Here is a 20,485-nt window from a genome sequence, read left to right on the forward strand (position 1 = left end):
CGGGGTCGGTTGGAATCTCCAGTCAGCGCACCGCCAGTTGCGTGTCCCCGGAGCCTTGGCTCAAGAAGCTCGCGAGCGTCGCCGCGCTCGTGAGGACGACCACCACAGCCTCCCCAGCACCGCTGCGATGAGACCGGCCGGGGCGAGCAGCCCGATCATCAAGGTCAGCAGAATCATGCCGCTCACATTGCTCTCCATCCGGGTAATGCTAGCAACCCAATCAATGTCAACGGGTTTCATCGTGGCATTTATCATTTCCGAAGACCAGCCCACCTCGGTCCGACGTAGCCTCGTCACCGCCCCGCCAGGGAGCCTCCGATCCCGCCGACGCTGAAGTAGCGGTTGAGCGCGGTCAACCGACCCGACCGGGGGAGCCTAGAGTGAGGGGCGTATGCCTGACTTCCCTCCCGCCTCCCTTTCCGTCGAGCCCGAACCCGTCGTCGTCACCAGCGACTCCGGTTCGGGCGCCCAACGGTTCGCCCGCGACGGCATCGTGCAGCGGAAGGGGATGTTCACGCTGGTCTCCGGTCCCTTCACGCCGCGCGCGTCGATGATCGAGGACCTCCTCGCGGTCGGCGAAGCGCTGGACGCGACAGGGCTGGAGTTCCTGCTGGTCCGCGGCGACGACAACCGGCCGATCATCGCGATCGACCGCCGCCGCCGGAAGGAGACGGCTGCCGCGCTCGCGGCCGCCTTCGCCGACGAGCCGTTCTACGTGCACAGCGTCGACCAGGAGGACGACGACCTGCTTGTCGCGGACGGCCGGCTCTCCCGCCGCAAGACGGACGTCCTGCGCCTGTACCGTCCCCGGGTGGAGCCGATCGGGCGCCTGCGCTACGGCGCGGACACCGCGTTCCAACTGGAGTTCTGGCGGTTCGGCGACGACGAGATCACGGCTCCGCGCCCGAACGCGATCATGCGGCCGCGACTGCCGCGCAGCGAGGCCGTGGAGGCGGAGGTGGAGCTGTACGGCCGCCGCTGGCGCACCCTCCAGCACATGTTCGAGCCGCTGGCGAGCGACGTCGCTTTCGACATCGACATCGTGTTCTCGTGGGTGGACGGCTCCGACGCCGAATTCCAGCGCCAGCGCGCCGCGCGGATGGAGGCGTACGTCGTCGGCGAAGGCGACGACAACGAGGCGCGGTACCGGCAGATCGATGAGCTCAAGTACGCGCTGCGCAGCGTCCACATGTTCGCGCCGTGGATCCGGAACATCTACATCGCGACCGATTCGCCCGTGCCGCCGTGGCTCGATCCGGAGCACCCGAGCATCCACATCATGCGGAGCGAGGACTTCTTCCCCGACACCTCCGGGTTGCCGACCCACAACTCGCACGCCGTCGAGAGCCAGCTGCACCACATCCCGGGGCTGGCCGAGCACTTCCTGTACTCCAACGACGACATGTTCATCGGCCGCCCGCTCTCGCCCGACATCTTCTTCTCGCCCGGCGGGGTGACGAAGTTCGTGGAGGCGGGCACCCGCATCGGCCTCGGCGAGACCGACCCGGCCCGCAGCGGCTTCGAGAACGCGGCGCGCGTCAACCGGCGGCTGCTGTGGGAGCGGTTCGGCCGCGTGACCACCCGCCACCTGGAGCACTGCGCCGCCCCGTTGCGGATCAGCGTGCTGCAGGAGATGGAGCGGGAGTTCGCGGAGGACTTCCGCCGCACCGCCGCCAGCCCGTTCCGCTCGGCGACGGACATCTCGGTCACCAATTCGCTCTACCACTACTACGGGCTGATGACCGGTCGTGCGGTCACCCAGGCACAGGCCAAGGTGCTCTACATCGAGACCACCCTGCGGCAGGCGCCGGACATGATGCGGCGGCTCCTGAAGAAGCGCGACCAGGACATGTTCTGCCTCAACGACGGCTCCCACCCGGAGATCGAGCCGGCCGAGCGCCTGCGGGTCGTGACGGACTTCCTGGAGCGGTACTTCCCGTTCCGCGCGCCGTGGGAGCGCCCGGCCGAGTAACACGCGGCGACGGCGTCCCGTCCGGTCAGTGCAGGATCGGGATGGGCGTGGTCGGCGGTTGCTCGCGGACCGGCCTGCGCACGGCATCGGGGATCCGGATGCCGTCGGCGGCCAGGCGCCGCGCCGACTCCTCCGCGTCGATGTAGTCGAGCGCCGGGTACTGGCCGAGCGGGACGACCGAGTGCAGCACGGTGTCCGGGTAGACGTGCACCAGGTTGAAGGCGCGCGCGCCGTCGCGACCGCGCGTGCCGCCGACCGGGACGTTGAGGTCCTGCGTGTAGCAGCTCGCCGAGGCGACGGAGACCGGGATGCCGGCGAACATGGCCGTCGACGAGTAGTGGAGGTGCCCGGCGATGATGGAGCGCACGTCGCTCCCCTCCAGCACCTCGCGGAGCTGCCACTGGTTGCGCAGCTCGACCGAGACGGCCAGGTCGAGCACGCTCGGCACGGGCGGGTGATGCATCGCCAGGATGGTGCCCTCCGGCGCGGGCGACGCCAGCTCGGCGGCCAGCCAGTCGAGTTGCGACTCGCTCACGTCGCCGTAGTGATGGCCGGGCACGGTGGAGTCGAGCGTGATGATCCGCAGGCCGCCGATCCAGTGCACGTCATCGACGGGCGCCGTGCCGCCCGGCTCGTCGCGCAGGGTGCGCCGGAAGGCGGCGCGCTCGTCGTGGTTGCCCATCACCCAGATGACGTGCGCGCCCATCCGCGCGGCGACGGGCTCGACCAGCGCGCGCAGCCGCGCGTAGGCGTCGGGCTGGCCGCGGTCGGCCAGATCCCCGGTGAACACGATCGCCTCCGGACGGCCGCCCGACGATTCGACGTCCTGCAGCAGAGCCCGGAGATGCTCTTCGCTGTCGACGCTCCCGTACAGGCGCTCACCACCGGCGAGCAGGTGCGTGTCGCTGATGTGGAGCAGGAAGTGGTCCGGCCGCGGATACTCCGCGATTCGCGTCTTCACGCGGCTATCGAACCACTCCCGACTGAACGGCCCGTGAACGTGCCGGGCGTGGCCCCGATGAGAATACGTGCAGGATGCCTGCACCGTGCGCTCTAGGCGTCCGCCGGATGGCGGTCCACCTTGATCCAGATGGGTGGATGGGGGCGCCGGCGCTCGCGGTACAGCCGCAGGGCGAAGGGCGCCCAGAGGATGATCCCGACACCCACCCCGACGAGCATGCCCCCGACGGTGTCCAGGATCCAGTGCGCGCCGAGATAGGTGCGGCTGAGCATCATCAGCAGTGTGTAGACCAGACCCGCGATCAGAACCCACCTGCGCCAGAAGATGATCGCGAGCGTCGTCGCGATCAGGGCGGCGGTGGCGCTGTGCCCGGACGGGAACGAGCCGAAGTCGGGTTGGACGAGGATCGCCGTCGGCCGCGGGCGTCCGACGAGGTTCTTGATGATGGTCACGATCACGCCGCTCGTCACCGCGGCGATCACGTAGTACAGGGCGGCCCAGGGACGGCGCCAGATCAGCAGTCCGCCGATGATGACGAGCGGGACGTAGACGATCGAGCTGATGCCACCGCCCACCTGATCGAGGACGAGCGCGGGGACCGTCCAGATCGGCGCCCGCAGCCTGACCATCTCGTTCATCCACGCGAGCTCGAAGGGGAACGGCTTGTCGGCCTGCCGGTAGAAGATCACCGTCGCGAGCAGGACGACGAAGAGGAGCGCCGCCACCCCGGAGACGACCCACCACAGCCGGGCGATCTTGACCTCGGCGGGGGCGTCGCTGGCGACGACCTCCTCGATCGCGTTCACCGGGCCGCTGCCCGGCTCGTGCTGATGAGCGCTCATGGCGACTCGAGCCCGGAAGCCCGCACCCGGACGGTCCGCCAGGTGTCCACGGCGATCACGCCGCCGATCACCACGAGCGAGAGCGACATCGAGGCGAGCACATCGGTCGGCCAGTGGTACCCCAGGTAGACCCGGCAGGCGGCGGTCGCGAGCGCCAGGGCGAACGCGAGGGCGACCGCGATGACCGTGTGCACCGGGTTGCGGCGGCGCGAGAAGACCAGATAGGCCGTGATCAGGAGGAAATCGGCTGCGCCCATCACATGCCCGGACGGGAACGACGAGGTGTGGTCCACACCGATCAGCATGGAGCTGACGGGTGGCCGGTGCCGCCCGATGACCGGAGCGAGGATCTGGACGGTGGCGACGCCGACGCCCATGCTCACGGCGAGCAGGAGCGGTCGCCACGCGTGTCGCGCCGCGATGCCCCACCACACCACCGTGATGAGGACGACGATCGGCAGGACGATCGGGCCGAAGACCGTGGCGACGACCGCCATCACGACGGTCAGCGTCGGTGATCGCATGCCCTCCAGCCAAGCCTGGATCGGCCGGTCGATCGCCGACAGCCCGTCGCTCTCGCGAACCGAGTCCAGCACGACGAGGAAGCAGACCAGCCCGACCACCATCAGGACGGCCGAGACGATGTACAGGTTGCGCCGGGAGGAGGCCGGCACGACCCGCTCCTCGGCGAGGAACTTCTCATGCCATCGTCGACGCGTCCCTGCGCGCCGATCGCTAAGCGCTGAGGTCATCGGAGGCTCGATCCGGCACGTACTTGTACAGTTCGCGCAGCGGCCGCACATAGTCGTCGGCGGCCGGTCGCTCGGGGAGTTTCAGCTTCTTCGGCTCGATCGTCTCGTACGGGATCTGCGAGAGGAGATGGCTGATGACATTCAGGCGGGCCGACTTCTTGTCGTCGCTCTCCACCGTCCACCAGGGCGCCTCGGGGATGTCGGTGGCCTTGAACATGTCGTCCTTGGCCTGCGAGTACTCCTCCCAGTGCGTGATCGAGTGGAGGTCCGTCTCGGAGAGCTTCCAGCGGCGCATCGGGTCCTTCAGTCGCTTCTCGAACCGCTTCTGCTGCTCCTCGTCGGAGACCGAGAACCAGTACTTGAAGAGCGTGAGGCCGTCCTCCACGAGCAACCGCTCGAGCGCCGGAGCCTGGCGGAGGAACGTCTCGTACTGGTCCGGCGTGCAGTAGCCGAGCACATGCTCGACACCGGCGCGGTTGTACCAGGACCGGTCCATCAGCACGATCTCGCCCGCCGCGGGGAGCCGCTCGATGTAGCGCTGGAAGTACCACTGGCTCTTCTCGCGCTCCGTGGGGACGCCCAGCGCGACGACCCGGGCGGACCGTGGATTGAGGTACTGGATGATCCGCTTGATCGCCCCGCCCTTGCCCGCGGCATCCCGTCCCTCGAAGATGACGAGCACGCGGGCCCCGGTCGCGACGACCCACTGCTGCATGGCCACCAGCTCGACCTGGAGCCGCTTCAGCTCTGCTTCGTACGCGGCCTTGCCGGGTCCGTCCCCCTTCGATGTCTTCTTCTTCGGGGTGCTCATCTGCCGCCTTCGGTTCGCATGATCGACCGAGCATACGGCGAAGGCGAAGACATTCCTCGGGGTTGAAAGTCTCGTGCATCGTGCTACTCGAGTGTCAACCCCACGTCAGGGAAGCGTGCGAGGGCTATCAATGAGTTGGCACGTGTGGATGTTTCGACCCGAACATACGAAGGAGGCTGCGATGACCAGCGCGAAGGCGGGGGGCGCCGAGGCGGGCAAGGCGGACGTGCGCAAGGCGGTCCGCGTCGCCGGCGACAGCAAACTGCTCGAGATCCCCGCTCGGGTCGGGTTCGCCGCGAGCGGTGTGATCCAGATCCTCCTGGGCGGGCTGGCGATCCAGTTCGGGGCGACGCAGGTCGGCGAAGCCGACCAGACCGGCGCCATGGAAGAGGTGACGAAGGTCCCTGGCGGGTTCATCGTCCTGTGGGTCGCCGCGATCGGCCTGTTCGCCCTCGCGCTCTGGCTGCTGACGGAGGCGATCCTGGTCAGGGGCGGATCGGGCGCCGCCTGGTCGCGGCGGCTGCAGCAGCTGAGCAAGGCGGTGGCCTACGCCGTGTTCGGCTTCACGGCCGTGGCGTTCGCCCAAGGGCATCCGACCCACGCGAGCGATTCGACACGTCAGCTGAGCACGGGGATCCTGTCGACCCCCGGCGGCCAGCTGCTGCTCGGCGTCGTCGGACTGGTGGTCTGCGGGGTCGGCGTCTACTTCGTCGTGAAGGGCGTCCGGCGTCGCTTCCGCCGAGACATCCGGCTGCCGCACGGCAACGCAGGACGAGGTGTGACGATCCTCGGGGTGGTCGGCTACCTCGCGAAAGGCATCGTGGTGATGTCGGCGGGCGCAGCCTTCATCCTCGCCGCGATCCGTGTCCAGCCCGCGAACGCGACCGGGCTCACGGGCGGGCTCGACACGCTCGCGCAGCTTCCGTTCGGCGGCCTCGTCATCGTGGTGCTCGGCGTCGGGCTGATCGCGTCCGGGGTGTACAACGTGGCGCGAGCGTGGCTGGCGCGGTTCTGATCGCCGGCGGAGTCCGACGCAGCCGGCGCGTCTAGAGCCCGCGCATCAGGCCGCTCGCCGCCGTGTTGTGCGTTCTGCCGCGTGACAACTATTCTGTGCAAGCCGGGCGTCCGACGCGTGATCGACGCATCCCCGAGCACAGACCCGGGAGCCGGCATGGCAGACGTGTTCAATCGTGAGGCCGGCGTGCGTCGTCGGAACAACGTCGTCGTGTCGGGAATCGCTGGAGCGCGGCCGATGCTCTTCTCTCACGGCTTCGGCTGCAGCCAGGAGATGTGGCGTGCCGTAGCGACGGACTTCGAGAAGGACCACGAGGTGGTGCTCTTCGACCTCGTCGGCGCGGGCGACTCCGATCGCGCCGCCTACCAGCGCGCGAAGTACGACTCGCTCAACGGCTATGCCGATGACCTCGTCGAGCTCGTCGAAGCGCTCGACGTGGTCGACGTGGTCTTCGTGGGCCATTCGGTGAGTGCGATGATCGGTGTGCTCGCTGCCATCCGCGCGCCGGAACGGTTCGGCGCGCTCGTGCTCGTCGGTCCCTCGCCGCGCTACCTCGACGACGACGGCTACGTCGGCGGCTTCTCCACGGCCGACATCGACACCATGCTCGACACCCTCGACCTCAACTACCTGGGCTGGTCGGAGGCGATGGCGCCGGTGATCGCGGGCAACGCCGACCGGCCGGAGGTCGGCCAGGAGCTGACGGAGAGCTTCTGCCGGGTCGATCCGGCCATCGCGCGCCATTTCGCGCGCGTCACGTTCCTCTCGGACAACCGGCGTGACCTCCCGCTCGTCACGACGCCGACGCTGGTGCTCCAGTGCACCGACGATCCGATCGCGCCGCTGCCGGTCGGGTCGTACGTGCACCAGCAGATCGCCGGCAGCGAGTTCGTCGTTCTGACGGCCACCGGCCACTGTCCCAACCTCTCCGATCCGGAGCAGGTCTCTGCGGCGATCCGGGCCTACCTGCGATGACGGAGCCCGTGCCCCTCGATGAGGCGTCGGGCGATTCGTCACTCGTCGACCTGTACGAGAACGCACCGTGCGGTCTCCTCTCGATGCGTCCGGACGGGGTCGTCCTCCGCGTGAACGAGACCTTCCTCCGGATGACGGGCCACACCCGCGACCGCGTGGTGGGCCGCCCGATCGTCGACCTGCTCGACGCGGCGGGCCGGCTCTTCTACGAGACGCGACTCCTGCCCGTCGTCCTGCTCAACGAGGAGGCACGGGAAGTGCAGCTCCCGATCGTGGGCGCGGACGGGACCGCATCGGCCGCGCTCGTCAACGCCGTCGCAGTCCGCGGCGGCGACGGCGAGCTCCGCTTCGTGCGGTTCGCGATCTTCGATGCGACGGGCCGCCGGAGCTACGAGCTCCAGCTTCTGGCCGCCCGCCGCGCGGCGGAGGAGTCCGAATCGAGGGTGCGGGTGCTGCAGGACGCCGCCGCGACGTTCAGCAGGCTCGACACCGAGGCGCAGGTGAACGAGGTGATCGCCTCCATTTTCCAGGCGGCGTTCGACGCCTCGGATGTCGTCGTCCTCGCCGCGGACCGTCGAGGTTCGCTGGAGCTCACCTCCGGGCCGACACCACTCGACCCGTACCTGGGCGACTCCCCGGAACGGCCGATCGCGAACGCGGCCGCGCGCGGCGAGATCGTGACCGTCTCGAGCCCGGCCGACGCCGATGCCCGGTTCCCCGGGTCGGCCGCAGCGATGCGTGCGGCGCGGTTCGGCGCCGCCACGGCGACACCGATGATCCACGACGGCGCCGTCCTGGGCGTCATCTCCTGTCTCTTCCGCCGCGAGCGCGAATTCGACGAGCGGACGGTCGAACTCCAGGCGGCTCTGGCGCGTCAGGCCGCACAGGTGCTGGTGCGGCTCCGGCTGCAGCGACAGCTCGAGGCGCTCGCGCTGCGCGACCAGCTCACCGGCCTGGGAAACCGGGTGATGCTGGAGGGCGCCATCCAGCAGGCCCTGCACGCTTCCGGGGAGCTCCGTCGCCCCGTGGCACTGATCTTCGTCGACCTCGACGGCTTCAAGCTCATCAACGACGAGTTCGGGCACGGCATCGGCGACGACGTCCTCAGAGAGATCACCCGCCGGATGAGTGCAGCAGTCCGCCACGAGGACACGGTCGGTCGTCTCGGAGGCGACGAGTTCCTCATCGTGTGCGAGGACACCGACGGCGACGGCGCACGTGCGATCGCGGAGCGCGTCTGCGACGTCATCCGTGAACCTCTCGCGGGCGCCAAGTCCCATCCCGTGACCGCGAGCGTCGGTATCGCAGTGAAGTCGGCCGACCGCGACGGCTCGGTCACCGTCACGAGGATGATCGACCTCGCGGACACGGCGATGTACGCGTCGAAGCAGGCCGGGAAGGACCGGATCACGGTGGTGCTCGCCTAGCGCGCGACCGAGCCCGCAGTGTGGGTTCGGACTAGCCGCCCAGCGCCGCCAGCAGCCCCGCGTAGTCGTCCCCGCACGCCGCGCAGCGCTTCAGGTGGAGGGCGACGCCCGGGTAGCGCGCCGCGGCGTCCCTCCCGGACAGCACGAGCTCGGCGAAGACGTGCATGAGCGACATCGTCTCCGCGCAGCCCGCGTCGCGCGGGCCGGTCTCCAGGAAGTCCCCGATCCGGGTTCGTGCGCTCATGTCACCTCCTCGCCGTCGTCGTCCAGATAGTGATTAGTGACAAGGTAACGCCGCAACTTCCTTCTCGCGTCGAAGAGGACTTTGTAGAGCGCCCCGCGGGAGGTCTTTCGCGCGACCGCGAGCGCCTCGAGCGGGACGCCCTCCACCACGACGGCGAGCAGCACCTCGCGCTGCTTGCGCGTGAGCACGGTGTCGATGGCGTGCCGCAACGCCGCCAGCAGCTCGGCCGCCATCCCGGCCTCCTCCGGCGAGATGCCGAGCCGGTCGGGGAGGCGGTCCCAGCCGGCCGCGTCGAGGGAGAGCGTCCTGCGCTGCCAGTAGTGCCGGCCGACCTTGGTCGAGACCTCGAAGATCGCGAAGGTGTACGCCCAGGTCGTGAAGCGGCTCTCGCCGCGGAACTCGTGCAGCCGGCGCAGCACGCCGATGACCGCGTCGGCCGCCGCCTGGTGGGCGATGTCGTCGAGTTCGGGCCCGGCGAACGGCAGCGACGCCGAGCGCCGGCGGACCTCTCCGCGCGCCACGCGCAGGAGCAGCTCGTAGAGCCGGGTCTCGGCCGTGCGCTGGACGGCGCCGCCGGCGGTCAGGGTCCGCCGCCACTCGTCCGTCTCGGCGCGGTCGTCGTCGGTGGGGCGCCAGCGCTCCGGTCCCGCGTCGACACCCATGCCCTGATCGTAGGGCCGCGCGGAAGTTCCGGTCGAACAGGTAAGCATCCCGCGCGGCGTGACACTCACCCCTCGAGCGCGCCCGTCGCGCTCGGCCAGGGCGTCTCGGCGCCGAACGGATGGATCGAAGGAGAATCATGAGAACACCACTTCGTCTCGCCCTCGCGTCGGCGGTCGCCGTCGCCGCGACGGCCCTCTTCGCGGGGCCCGCCCTCGCCGCACCCGCGTCGGCCGACGCGGCGCCGGACTCCACAGCGCACACCGGTTCGGCGGTCTTCGTCCAGACCGACGGACTCGCCGGCAACGCCGTGGTCGCCTACGACCGCGCGGGCGATGGCTCGCTCCACCAGGCCGGAACCTACCCGACCGGCGGCCTGGGCGGCGCGCTGGCCGGCGCGGTCGTGGACCACCTCGCGTCGCAGGGCTCGCTCGTCCTCGACCGCGGCCTCCTCTACGCGCTCAACGCCGGCAGCAACACCGTGACGGTCTTCGCCGTCCACGGGGACCAGCTCGTCCGGCGGGAGGTCATCGGCTCCGGCGGGAGCTTCCCGGTCAGTGTGACCGCGCACGGCGCCCTGGTCTACGTGCTCAACGCGCGCGCGGGAGGATCGGTGCAGGGCTTCGTCCGCGTGGCCGACTTCCTCGTCCGCATCCCGGTCTGGAACCGCCCGCTCGGACTCGACCCGAACCTCACGCCCGAGTTCACGCACACGCCGGGGCAGGTCGCGTTCACGCCGGACGGGTCGAAGGTCGTCGTCACGACCAAGGGCAACGGCAGCGCCATCGACGTGTTCGGCGTCGATCGGCTGGGCGGTCTCTCCGCGCATCCGGTGACGAACGTCGAGCCGAACGCGGTGCCGTTCGCCGTGTCGTTCGACGCGGGAGGCCACCTGGTGGTGGCCGAGGCGAACACGAACGCCGTCGCCACCTTCGCCATCGCGCCGAGCGGCGTCGTCACCCCGATCGCGACCGCCGCGACCGGTCAGGCCGCGACGTGCTGGATCGTCCGCGACGGCTCGGCGTTCTACGCCTCCAACGCCGCGAGCGGAACGCTCTCCGGCTACCTCGATGCGGGAGCGGGCGGCCTGACGGCGCTCGGGAACACGGCGACCGGCGCGGGGACGGTCGACGCGACCGTGACCGCGGACGGCCGGTTCCTCTACGTCCAGACCGGTGCGGCCGGAGTGGTCGACGGGTTCCGGGTGAATGCAGGCGGCGGCCTGACGAGCGTCGGGTCGGTCGTCGTCCCCGGCGCCGCGGGCGGAGAGGGGATCGCCGCGGAGTGAGGGCCTCCCACGCTGACGCCGCTGCTGCTGCGTGCTACGTGCGCGGCAGCAGCGGCGTCAGCATCTCCAGCACGAGCTGGGCGGAGGTGTTGAAGCGATCGGTCGGGTCGTGCTCGAGCTCGCTGAGCTGGAGGCCGATCACGCGCTCGCCTGCGAGGGTGCGGGCCGTCGCCACGACGGCATCGATGGTCAGGCCGTTCGCGACCTGGAAGTCGGTGAGGACGATGCCGGGCTGCAGGACGTCGGCGGAGAAGTGCACGAACACCTCGCGGCCGGCGATCGTCTCCGCCAGCTCCTCCTGCATCCGCGGCCCGGTCGGGATGTTGCGGATCGGGGAGTTGGCGATGACGTTCCGCTCGGCCTGGTCGAGGTCGCGGGCGCCGACCAGCACCACGTTCGAGAGGGCCAGGTCGCCGCCGTGCCCGGTCTTCCACAAGCCGGTCGCGCCGCCGAGGGCCATCCCGCTGAGGTCGCCGGTGCGGGTGGTCGCGGGGGTGTGCAGGCAGGGGTGAGCCCCCATCCACACGGTCGCGGCGTCCGGGTACGCCCGGGCGACGGCCGGGAGGGTGGCGAGGGCGGCCGCGTTCCTGGTCAGGCAGAAGGCGCTGAACGACGCGGACCGCAGCGAGTGCTCCGTCGTCTCCGCCAGCGCATCCAGCTCCGCCTTGGCCTCGTGGAGCGCGGCCCGCCAGCCGAGGCTCTGCCGGTGCGCGGTGCCTTCGCCGATCACGCCGACTTTCGACTCCAGCCGACGGCCCAGCGTCTTCGCGAGGTCGATGGTGGCGCGCCTGGCGCGGTCGTTGTGGCCCGAAACCCCGTCCACGAACGCGGTGACGGTCGGTCGGGCTGTGTTCGCCCGGCCGGACTCGTTCGGCGCCTGTGCGAGAGGGTTCGCCGGATCCTGGTCGACCACGGTGCTCATTTTTCCAGACGCCCTTCGGGTAAAGCGTGTTGGTGCGGGTGAGGACACGATAGCAACTATTAGTTGCTTCCGAGCAAGCACATCTGTACCGAGTCGAAAAATACTTCTCGCAGCCGCCGGCCGTCGATTCCGGAGTTCTGCACGCTACGCACCGGCGTGTCGCGTGCACAACTCCGGAACTGCTGGTCAGGGGGTCGTGTTGAGGGTGCCGGGAGGCAGGGCTAGCGTCCACTCGACGACGTCGGCGACGAAGCGAAGCTGCGCCGGGTTGCTGAGGTCGCCGGCGCTGTTGACGTAGGAGCCGCTCCCGTCGACCGCGATCAGGATGCGGATGCTCGCCCACTCGGGGTCGACCTCGGCGAACACGCCGGCGTCGGCCCCTTCCTGCACAATGGCCCGCAGCCGGGAGCGGTCGAGGGCGTCCTGCTCGCGCAGCGTCTCCTCCAGTGACGGAGTGAAGCGGGAGAGGTGCCGCGCGTTCAGCCACAGCCGGGCCAGTGGCCAGGAGGCCCCGGAGTCGATGTGGTGCACGAAGTGCGCGAGCCGCTCCAGCGGCGGCCCCTCTGTCGGGAAGAAGCGCTCGCGCTCGATGGTCGCCGCGCGGGCGAAGGCCTCGTCGACGAGGTCCTCCGCCGCGGGGAAGTAGTGCGAGATCAGGCCGGGCCGGACGCCGAGCCGGGCGGCGACGGCGCGGAGCGTGATCCGCTCCAGGCCCTCCTCGATCGCGATCTCGGCCGCCGCGGCGAGGATCTCCTCGCGGCGCTCCTCGGCGGGTTTGCGCGAACGGGGCTGGCTCGTGGCCGCCTGCTCGGGGGCTTCCTCGGACGTCGCTCTTGACTCCATGCCTCCCATGCTATTGAATGACTGACCAATAGCCAATTGGGCACATGACCAATAGCAATGGAGCTGAGTCAGAGAGGAACGCCATGACCCGAGAACGGATCGGCGCCGACGAATTCGTGGATGTGTCCACCCAACCCGAGACCCGCGGGATCGAGGTCATCGGCGACGCCGAGCGGCACGGCCGGGCCCGCGACCTGTTCTTCGTCTGGGCGGCGCCGGGGGTGAGCATCCTCAACTTCACGATCGGCGCGACGCTCATCCTGCTCGGCCTCGAGATCTGGCAGGCGGTCCTGGTGATCCTGGTCGCCGCGCTGCTCTGGGTGTTCCCGGGGATCATCGCGGCCAGCGGTCCGGCCTCCGGCACCTCGGGCTCGGTGGTGACCCGCGCCATGTACGGGATCATCGGCAACAAGCTCTTCGTCGCGTTCGTCGGCTGGTTCATCGGCGCGGTCTTCCTCGCGCTGACCTGGCTGGCGTCCTCCTTCATGGGCGCGGACCTGCTGCGGAGGGTCGGGCTGAGCGACCCGGTCTGGGTGCCGATCGGCGTGACGATCGTGGTCTCCGCGGTGACGATCGCGGTCGCGATCTTCGGGCACGCGCTCATCCTGCGCATCTACCCGGTCATGGCCGTGCTGCTGTTCGTGATCTTCGTGGGCGTCTCGCTGTTCATCCTGCCGACGGTGAACTGGGGCTACACGGCCGCGCACCCGCTGAGCGGGATCGCGCTCTGGTCGGCGATCACAGTCGGGTTCACCATCCTGGCCTCCTCGCCGCTGTCGTTCATCAACAGCCCGGACCTCGCCCGCTACCTGCCGCGCTCGACCAAGCCGTCGCACATCGCCGCGGCGACGGCGCTCGGCGGCGCGCTCCCGTTCGTGGTGTTCACGATCGTGGGAGTGCTGCTGGCGACAGGGCTGAAGTCCGGGGCGTTCGACGCGGGGATCGACGTCGCGCTGTTCGACCTGCTCCCGGGCTGGATGGGCCCGCTGCTGGTCATCGGCGTCATCGTGAACACGATCGCGCTCAACGCGATGACCGCCTACTCGTCGAGCATGTCGCTGCAGGCGATCGGGTTCAAGCTCAAGCGCATCCCGGCCGCGATCATCGTCGGCCTCGTCGGGACGGCGCTCACCATCTACCTGGTGCTGTCGTCCAGCCTGCTGGAAGCCGCCAACCTGCTGCTGCAGTTCCTGGTCGTGGTCTCGGGGCCCGCGATGGCGATCTTCGTGGTCGACGTGATCCGGCGGCGCAACGTCTACGACGGCCTCGACCTGTTCGATGACCGGCGCGGAGGCCGGTTCTGGTACACCGGCGGCTGGAGCATCCCGGGCATCACGGCACTGGCGATCGGCGGGATCGCGACGGCGCTCTGCCTGTCCACCGACGTCTGGACGGGTGCCATCTCGGCCGCGATCGGCCACGTCGACCTGTCCGTTCCGGTCGGGATCACCGTGAGCGCACTCATCTACACCCTGTTGAGCCGCACCCGGCTCGGAAAGGAGGGTCGGCTGTGACCGACCGCACCCTGACCACGCTTTACCGCAACGGCCGCGTCTTCACCGCGGACGCCGACCCGGAGGCCGCGTGGGCGACCGCGCTCGCCGTGACCGGCGAGACGATCAGCTGGGTCGGGGAGGACGGCGCCGCACGCGCGGCCGACCGCACCGTCGACCTTCAGGGCCGCCTCGTCCTCCCCGGGATCACCGACGCGCACACGCACCTGCTGATGATGGGCGCCGCGCTCGGCCAGGTGTACCTGACCGACGCGCGCGACCTCGACGGCATCCTCCGGCTGCTGGTGGAGGCGCGCGAGGCCCAACCCGACGCGACCGTGCTGCGCGGGCGCGGCTGGCTGTTCGACGCCGTGCCGGGCGGGGCGCCGACCGCCGGGATGATCGACGCGGTGATCGCCGAGATCCCCGTGTACCTCGACGCCAACGACTACCACTCCTGCTGGGTCAACACCGCGGCGCTGGCCGAGCTCGGCATCACGCGCGACACCCCGGACCCGATCGGCGGCGAGATCGTGCGCGACGCGGACGGCGAGCCGACCGGTCTCCTGCTGGAGACCGCGGCGACCCAGTACGCCTGGGCGCAGCGCGACGAGGCCACCACCGACGCCGACCGCGACGAGCACGTCGAGCGCACCATCGACGCCTACCTCGCGACCGGCGTCGCCGGCGTCGTCGACATGGCGTTCGACGAGTTCGGCCTGGCCGCGCTGAAGCGCGCGCAGGAGCGGCGCGGGGGAGAGCTCCCGCTCCGCGTCGCGGCGCACTGGCTCATCACGAACACCGGCGACGACGCGGCGAACCTCGCGCAGGTCGAGCTGGCGGCGCAGCTCGCGGCCGAGCCGGCAACGCCGTGGCTGCGCGTGGTGGGCATCAAGCTCATCCTGGACGGCGTGATCGACGCCTGCACCGCCGCGATGCGGCAGCCGTACGCGGACGGCAGCAACGCCGACCCGATCTGGCCGCTGGAGCGGCTCGCGCCGGTCGTCGCCGCGGCGGACGCGGCCGGCCTCCAGATCGCCCAGCATGCGATCGGCGACTACGCGAGCCAGCTCGCGCTCGACGCGCTGGAGCAGGCCGTCGCCGTCAACGGCGACCTTCCGCGCCGGCACCGCATCGAGCACCTGGAGTACGCGGCGCCCGGGACGGCCGAGCGGATGGCGCGCCTCGGCGTGACCGCCTCAATGCAGCCGGTGCACTCCGATCCGGCGATCTTCGAGAACTGGGCCGAGATGCTGGGCGACGAGCGGGTCGACCGGGCCTTCCCGTGGCCGGAGTACGAGGACGCCGGCGCGCTCCTCGCCTTCTCGACCGACTCGCCGACCGCGCCGCACCAGGCGCTCGCGAACCTGTACGTGGCCTCCACCCGGGCGTCCGCGCTCGACCCGTCGGTCCCGGCGGTGCACCCGCAGTACGCGCTGCCGCTGGAGCGTGCGGTCGCCCACGCGACCCGGGACGCCGCCGCCTCGGTGGGCGACGGCGACTGGCGCGGGCGGATCGCGCCGGGCTACGCCGCCGACCTCGCAGTGCTCGACTCCGACGTCTTCGCGGAGGGGGCGTCATCCCTGCTGCGGGCCCGCGTGATCGAGACGATCGTGGCGGGGCGGACGGTGTTCCGGGCGTAGCGGTCCGCTCGTTCTGCGGACCTTCCCTTGCCTTTTCTGCCTCCCGGCGGACAATCGCGGCATGACGAGCGAACACGACAAGCGCACCCAGGGTGCGGGTCTGCAGGACGAAGCCGTGGCACTCGAGCACGCTGCCGAGCGGCTCAGCGACCGCTTCCCCGAGGTGCCGAAGGAGCAGATCGACCAGTTGGTCGAGGAGCACTACGAGCAGTACGAGGACGCGCCCGTGCGCGACTTCGTGCCGGTGCTGGTCGAGCACGAGGTGCGCACGGAGCTCGACGGGGAGACCGGCTCCGCCGAGTAGCGGGCGGTCGGGCGGTCGGGTCTTGCCGCGTTCGGTGTGTGGGTTCCAGGATGGCGTCGTCCACCCACTCACGGAAACGAAGGAAGACTCATGGCTGCTCAGCCCACGATCGTGCTCGTCCACGGTGCTTTCGCCGACGCGTCCGGCTTCGCCGGCCTGATCGGCGACCTGGAGGCATCCGGCTACCCGGTTGTCGCACCGCCGAATCCGCTCAGGAGCCTGCTCACCGACGCGGACTCGGTCGCGCGGGTCGTCGGCGCCATCGACGGACCCGTCGTGCTGGTCGGGCACTCCTACGGCGGCGCGGTCATCAGCCAGGCCTCCGCGGGCCTGTCCAACGTGAAGGCCCTCGTCTACCTGGCCGCCTTCGGCCTCGACGTCGGCGAGAGCTGCGTGAGCGCGCAGGAGCCGTTCCCGGCTCCGCTGCTGGCGACGGAGAACCAGCCGACCCCGTACGACGCGGTCGGCTCGCCCGGCGGCCCGGAGGTCTACGTGAAGAAGGAGCGCTTCCGCGAGGTCTTCTGCGGCGACTCCTCGGAGGAGGCAGCGGCCGTGATGTACGCCACGCAGCGCCCGCTCGCGGTGGCCTCCCTCACCCAGAACGCGACCGCCGCCGGCTGGAAGGACATCCCGAGCTGGTTCGTGGTGTCGGACCACGACAACGCCATCTCGCCGAAGGCGGAGGAGTTCTACGCCGAGCGGATGAAGGCGACGACCTCGCACGTCGACGGTTCGCACACGGCGTTCATCCCGAAGCACGCCCAGATCGCGGAGGTGATCCGGGCGGCGGCAGAGAGCTGAGGCCGTCCGCTCAGATTTCTACATCTCAGATCTCGACGTCACTGCCCATCGTGACCGTCCGCAACGCCGGCAGCCCGAAGCGGGCTGCCGGGTTCGCGGCGTTGTGGGCGAGCGCGACGAACAGCGACCGGCGCCACGGCACCATGTTGTCCTTCCGGGTGATCCGGATCGCGCCGCGGGAGATGAAGTACGACGCCTGCTTGAAGTTCGCGGAGTCGAGCGGGAGGACGCCCTCCCGGACCGCGGCGCGGAGGGCGCGCGGGATGTCCGGGTCGTCCGAGAAGCCGAACGTGATGTTGAGGAACTCGATGCCGTCGTCCGCGTAGCCGAGCGGGTCGTACTCGAAGGCGTCGGCGGCCGGCACGTGCGGCACCTGCGCGGTTCTCACCCCCACGATGATCACGTGCTCGTGGAGGACGTGGTTGTGCTTGACGTTGGCACGGAGCGCCAGCGGGGTCGTGTCCTTGTTCGGGTGCGGGAAGATGGCGATGCCCGGTACACGCGGCAGCTTCTTCTTGCGGATCTCCTCGATGAACTGCGCCATCGAGCCCTCCTTCTTCAGCCGGTCGGCCTGCACGAGCTGCCGTCCGCGCCGCCAGGTGGTCATGACGAGGATGACGACTCCCGCGATCAGCAGCGGCACCCAGCCGCCGTTGACGATCTTGGAGAGGTTGCCGGCCAGGAAGCTGAGCTCGAGCCCGCCGAAGGCGATGGCCGCGAGCACGATCTTCCAGGTCGCCCAGTGCCAGAGCGGCCGGGCGACGAGCAGCAGCAGGACGGTGTCCACGACGAGGGCGCCGGTCACCGAGATGCCGTACGCCGTCGACAGCCGGTCGGACGAGCCGAACGAGAGCATGACCGCCATGACGCCGATGAACAGCAGGAGGTTGACGGCCGGCAGGTAGATCTGGCCGCCCTCGTGCTGGGAGGTCTGCTTGACGGTCAGCGGCGGCAGCAGGCCGAGCTGCACGGCCTGCCGGGAGAGCGAGTATGCGCCGGAGATGACCGCCTGGCTCGCGATCACCGTCGCGGCGGTCGCCAGGATCACGACGGGGAGCCGGCCCCACTCCGGGATGAGCAGGAAGAACGGGTTCGCGCGGGCTGCCGGGTCGTGCAGCACGAGTGCGGCCTGGCCGAGGTAGTTGAGGACCAGCGCCGGGAAGACGAGGAAGAACCACGCCCGGCTGATCGGCGCCCGGCCGAAGTGGCCCATGTCGGCGTAGAGGGCCTCCGCTCCCGTGATGACCAGGACCACCGCGCCGAGCGCCACGAACGCGACGAGCGGCTTGCTGACCATGAAGGCGATGGCGTAGGTCGGGGACAGGCCGAGCAGCACCGCAGGGAACTGGACGACCATCGCGAGCCCGGCGACTCCGATGACGGCGAACCACAGCACCATGACCGGCCCGAACAGCACGCCCACCTTCCCCGTGCCGAACTTCTGCACGACGAACAGGGCGACCAGGATGACCGCGGCGATGGGGATGACCAGGTGCGAGATGGCCGGCACGGTGACGTGGAGGCCCTCGACGGCGGACAGCACGCTGATCGCGGGGGTGATGATCGAGTCGCCGTAGAAGAGGGAGACGCCGACGATGCCCACCACCAGGAGGGTGCCGGCCTTGCCGGCGTTCTTGGCGTAGAGGCGCTGGGCGAGCGCGGCCAGCGCCATCACGCCGCCCTCGCCGTCGTTGTCGGCGCGCATCAGGATCCCGATGTACTTGATCGAGACGATGATCGTCACGCTCCAGAAGATGAGCGAGATCACACCGAAGACGTCGCCCTGGTTCGCGCGCACCGCACCGCCGTCGAGCAGGAAGACGGTCTTCAGGGCGTAGAGCGGGCTCGTGCCGATGTCGCCGAAGACGACGCCCAGCGCCGCCAGCGCCGCCCCGAACAGCAGCCGCTTCCGGCGGTCCGTCACCTTCGGTGGACGGCTCTGTGCCTTCGGCGGACGGCTCTGTCCCTTCGGCGGATCGCTCTGCGGCGAGGGACTCCGCTCGGCCACCTTCTGCGGTGAATGCTGTTGGTTCTGGTGCACGCCGGTCACGCTACGCCACTTGTCGCACCGTGTGAGTCGCCGACTCGCTGCGCATTCAGGTTGCCGTGGGGCCGAATCCTGTGAGAGTCCGCAGGGAGCGTTCACCCGCCGGTCGGGGACGGTTCACCTGGGCGACGCCCGCTGCTCCGAGGCTCGCACCTGTCCGGGGGTCGACTCACCAGTCTCAGGAGGATCTCGATGCGTTCCAGAACCCGCAAGCTCTCACTGATCGCCGTCGGCGTCGTCGCCGCGACGCTCCTCACCACGGCCGCAGCCGTCGCCGCGCCCGCCATCGACAACGGCTGGCCCTACGACTCGGCCGTCAAGGCGCAGAACGACAAGACCTACACGCTCGCCGCCGTCGGCGACATCGCGTGCGAGCCGAACGATAGCGACAACGCCGCCACGCCGGCCGGCCTCAAGTGCGGCAGCCCGAGCCTCGGCGGCTACGACGCCGAGTTCGCGACCGCGAAGCAGACGGACGCGATGAAGCCGGACGCCGTCGCGCTGCTCGGCGACGAGCAGTACGAGGTGGGCAAGCTGAGCGACTTCGAGGGCTCGTTCGAGCAGGCCTGGGGTGGCCTGAAGTTCCTGGAGAAGCCGGCGCCGGGCAACCACGAGTACTACTCGTACACGAAGAAGGGCGACAACGAGGCCGGCCAGAACGGCAACGGCTACTTCGCCTACTTCAACGGCCACGACCAGACCGGCGCCCCGAACGCCTCGGGCCAGGCCGGCGACGACACGACCGCGAACCAGGGCTGGTACTCGTACAACCTCGGCAACTGGCACATCATCTCGCTGAACGTGGAGTGCAACTCGGCGGCCTTCAACAACGACTGCTCCACCACGGACAGCGGCGTCCTCGCGCAGGAGACGACCTGGCTGGCGAGCGATCTGAAGAGCAACCAGCAGCAGTGCACGATCGCCTACTGGCACCAGCCGACGTTCAGCGCGACCACGGCCTCCACCGCCACGGTCGGCGCCGGGGACCCGGGCGCGGGCGGCCAGGAGGGCCAGGTGGCCGACGCCTGGTGGAAGCTGCTCTACGCCGACCACGCCACCCTGGTGCTGAACGGCCACGAGCACGCCTACGCGCACCTCAAGCCGATGAACCCGGCCGGCCAGTACGACCCGAAGCGCGGCATCCCCGAGTTCATCATCGGCACCGGCGGCGAGGCGCTCGACAGCCTGGCGAAGAACGCGGATGGCAGCTACGCCAACGCGAACGTGCTCACCGGCTTCGACCAGGGCTACGGCACGATGAACTTCACGCTGAAGCAGCACAGCTACTCGTACGCGTACACCCCGGCGCTCGCGGGCGCGGGCCAGCCCGCTTCGGCGCTGAACTACTCCGACACCGGCTCCGGCACCTGCAACCACTGAGCATTCGTGGCGCAAGTGGCCGCACCGCCCCCGGGGGTGGGCAATAGGGACCAAGAGCGAGGCGATAATAGAAGAACCGAAAAAAACCCCGACAAAACAAAAATG

Annotated in this window: 19 protein-coding genes; 10 read left to right on the forward strand and 9 right to left on the reverse strand. The window is 69.9% G+C overall.

What is annotated here, in order from left to right:
- Window positions 1-391 precede the first annotated feature (391 nt).
- Window positions 392-1,972: a stealth family protein gene (locus ACFQ9V_RS12065; RefSeq protein WP_382459391.1), complete on the forward strand. Its 1,581-nt coding sequence runs from the start codon at window positions 392-394 to the stop codon at window positions 1,970-1,972.
- Window positions 1,973-1,997: 25 nt separating this feature from the next.
- Here the strand turns inward: ACFQ9V_RS12065 and ACFQ9V_RS12070 are convergent, their stop codons facing one another.
- The 4 genes from ACFQ9V_RS12070 to ppk2 all read right to left on the reverse strand — a co-directional run bounded on the left by ACFQ9V_RS12070 (window position 1,998) and on the right by ppk2 (window position 5,338).
- The gene (locus ACFQ9V_RS12070) at window positions 1,998-2,933 is read right to left on the reverse strand and encodes a phosphodiesterase (protein ID WP_382459392.1); all 936 of its coding nucleotides are present in this window, start codon (window positions 2,931-2,933) and stop codon (window positions 1,998-2,000) included.
- A 92-nt stretch (window positions 2,934-3,025) separates the two neighbouring features.
- Window positions 3,026-3,775 (reverse strand): phosphatase PAP2 family protein, encoded by a 750-nt coding sequence (locus ACFQ9V_RS12075; protein ID WP_382459393.1) that lies wholly within the window; start codon window positions 3,773-3,775, stop codon window positions 3,026-3,028.
- Window positions 3,772-4,527 (reverse strand): phosphatase PAP2 family protein, encoded by a 756-nt coding sequence (locus tag ACFQ9V_RS12080; RefSeq protein ID WP_382459394.1) that lies wholly within the window; start codon window positions 4,525-4,527, stop codon window positions 3,772-3,774. Before ACFQ9V_RS12080 ends, ACFQ9V_RS12075 begins: the two co-directional genes overlap by 4 nt.
- Window positions 4,511-5,338: a polyphosphate kinase 2 gene (gene ppk2, locus ACFQ9V_RS12085; RefSeq protein WP_382459395.1), complete on the reverse strand. Its 828-nt coding sequence runs from the start codon at window positions 5,336-5,338 to the stop codon at window positions 4,511-4,513. Before ppk2 ends, ACFQ9V_RS12080 begins: the two co-directional genes overlap by 17 nt.
- Before the next feature lie 181 nt (window positions 5,339-5,519).
- Here ppk2 and ACFQ9V_RS12090 point away from each other — a divergent pair, with 181 nt between their 5' ends.
- From ACFQ9V_RS12090 to ACFQ9V_RS12100, 3 genes are all read left to right on the forward strand, one after another.
- Window positions 5,520-6,353, forward strand: a complete 834-nt coding sequence (locus ACFQ9V_RS12090) for a DUF1206 domain-containing protein (RefSeq protein WP_382459396.1) — start codon at window positions 5,520-5,522, stop codon at window positions 6,351-6,353.
- A 156-nt stretch (window positions 6,354-6,509) separates the two neighbouring features.
- Window positions 6,510-7,328 carry an alpha/beta fold hydrolase gene (locus tag ACFQ9V_RS12095; RefSeq protein ID WP_382459397.1) on the forward strand — a complete coding sequence of 273 codons (819 nt, stop codon included), beginning with the start codon at window positions 6,510-6,512 and terminating at the stop codon, window positions 7,326-7,328.
- A gap of 8 nt (window positions 7,329-7,336) precedes the next feature.
- A complete protein-coding gene (locus ACFQ9V_RS12100) occupies window positions 7,337-8,755 on the forward strand; it encodes a diguanylate cyclase (protein WP_382459398.1) in 1,419 nt (472 codons plus the stop codon).
- 31 nt (window positions 8,756-8,786) lie between these two features.
- Here ACFQ9V_RS12100 and ACFQ9V_RS12105 read toward each other — a convergent pair whose 3' ends face one another.
- Window positions 8,787-8,999, reverse strand: coding sequence for a hypothetical protein (locus ACFQ9V_RS12105; protein ID WP_382459399.1), 213 nt, complete (start codon window positions 8,997-8,999; stop codon window positions 8,787-8,789).
- Window positions 8,996-9,661 (reverse strand): sigma-70 family RNA polymerase sigma factor, encoded by a 666-nt coding sequence (locus ACFQ9V_RS12110; RefSeq protein ID WP_382459400.1) that lies wholly within the window; start codon window positions 9,659-9,661, stop codon window positions 8,996-8,998. Before ACFQ9V_RS12110 ends, ACFQ9V_RS12105 begins: the two co-directional genes overlap by 4 nt.
- Window positions 9,662-9,798: 137 nt before the next feature.
- On the opposite strand from ACFQ9V_RS12110, the gene ACFQ9V_RS12115 reads away from it, so the two are divergent.
- Window positions 9,799-10,947, forward strand: a complete 1,149-nt coding sequence (locus ACFQ9V_RS12115; RefSeq protein WP_382459401.1) for a lactonase family protein — start codon at window positions 9,799-9,801, stop codon at window positions 10,945-10,947.
- Between the two features lie 34 nt (window positions 10,948-10,981).
- Here the strand turns inward: ACFQ9V_RS12115 and ACFQ9V_RS12120 are convergent, their stop codons facing one another.
- A complete protein-coding gene (locus tag ACFQ9V_RS12120) occupies window positions 10,982-11,869 on the reverse strand; it encodes an arginase family protein (RefSeq protein WP_382459402.1) in 888 nt (295 codons plus the stop codon).
- 186 nt (window positions 11,870-12,055) lie between these two features.
- Window positions 12,056-12,712 carry a TetR/AcrR family transcriptional regulator gene (locus tag ACFQ9V_RS12125; protein WP_382459403.1) on the reverse strand — a complete coding sequence of 219 codons (657 nt, stop codon included), beginning with the start codon at window positions 12,710-12,712 and terminating at the stop codon, window positions 12,056-12,058.
- 83 nt (window positions 12,713-12,795) lie between these two features.
- On the opposite strand from ACFQ9V_RS12125, the gene ACFQ9V_RS12130 reads away from it, so the two are divergent.
- From ACFQ9V_RS12130 to ACFQ9V_RS12145, 4 genes are all read left to right on the forward strand, one after another.
- Window positions 12,796-14,226 carry a purine-cytosine permease family protein gene (locus tag ACFQ9V_RS12130; RefSeq protein WP_382459404.1) on the forward strand — a complete coding sequence of 477 codons (1,431 nt, stop codon included), beginning with the start codon at window positions 12,796-12,798 and terminating at the stop codon, window positions 14,224-14,226.
- Window positions 14,223-15,848, forward strand: a complete 1,626-nt coding sequence (locus tag ACFQ9V_RS12135) for an amidohydrolase (RefSeq protein WP_382459405.1) — start codon at window positions 14,223-14,225, stop codon at window positions 15,846-15,848. The genes ACFQ9V_RS12130 and ACFQ9V_RS12135 overlap by 4 nt, the downstream gene beginning before the upstream one ends.
- A 61-nt stretch (window positions 15,849-15,909) precedes the next feature.
- A complete protein-coding gene (locus tag ACFQ9V_RS12140) occupies window positions 15,910-16,152 on the forward strand; it encodes a three-helix bundle dimerization domain-containing protein (protein ID WP_382459406.1) in 243 nt (80 codons plus the stop codon).
- 90 nt (window positions 16,153-16,242) lie between these two features.
- A complete protein-coding gene (locus ACFQ9V_RS12145; protein ID WP_382459407.1) occupies window positions 16,243-16,953 on the forward strand; it encodes an alpha/beta fold hydrolase in 711 nt (236 codons plus the stop codon).
- Between the two features lie 25 nt (window positions 16,954-16,978).
- Here ACFQ9V_RS12145 and ACFQ9V_RS12150 read toward each other — a convergent pair whose 3' ends face one another.
- The gene (locus ACFQ9V_RS12150; protein ID WP_382459408.1) at window positions 16,979-18,877 is read right to left on the reverse strand and encodes a potassium transporter Kup; all 1,899 of its coding nucleotides are present in this window, start codon (window positions 18,875-18,877) and stop codon (window positions 16,979-16,981) included.
- Window positions 18,878-19,192: 315 nt separating this feature from the next.
- Here ACFQ9V_RS12150 and ACFQ9V_RS12155 point away from each other — a divergent pair, with 315 nt between their 5' ends.
- A complete protein-coding gene (locus ACFQ9V_RS12155) occupies window positions 19,193-20,380 on the forward strand; it encodes a metallophosphoesterase family protein (protein ID WP_382459409.1) in 1,188 nt (395 codons plus the stop codon).
- Window positions 20,381-20,485: the final 105 nt, after the last annotated feature.

The sequence above is a fragment of the Leifsonia sp. NPDC056665 genome (genome assembly GCF_042791795.1).
GTDB lineage: Bacteria > Actinomycetota > Actinomycetes > Actinomycetales > Microbacteriaceae > Leifsonia.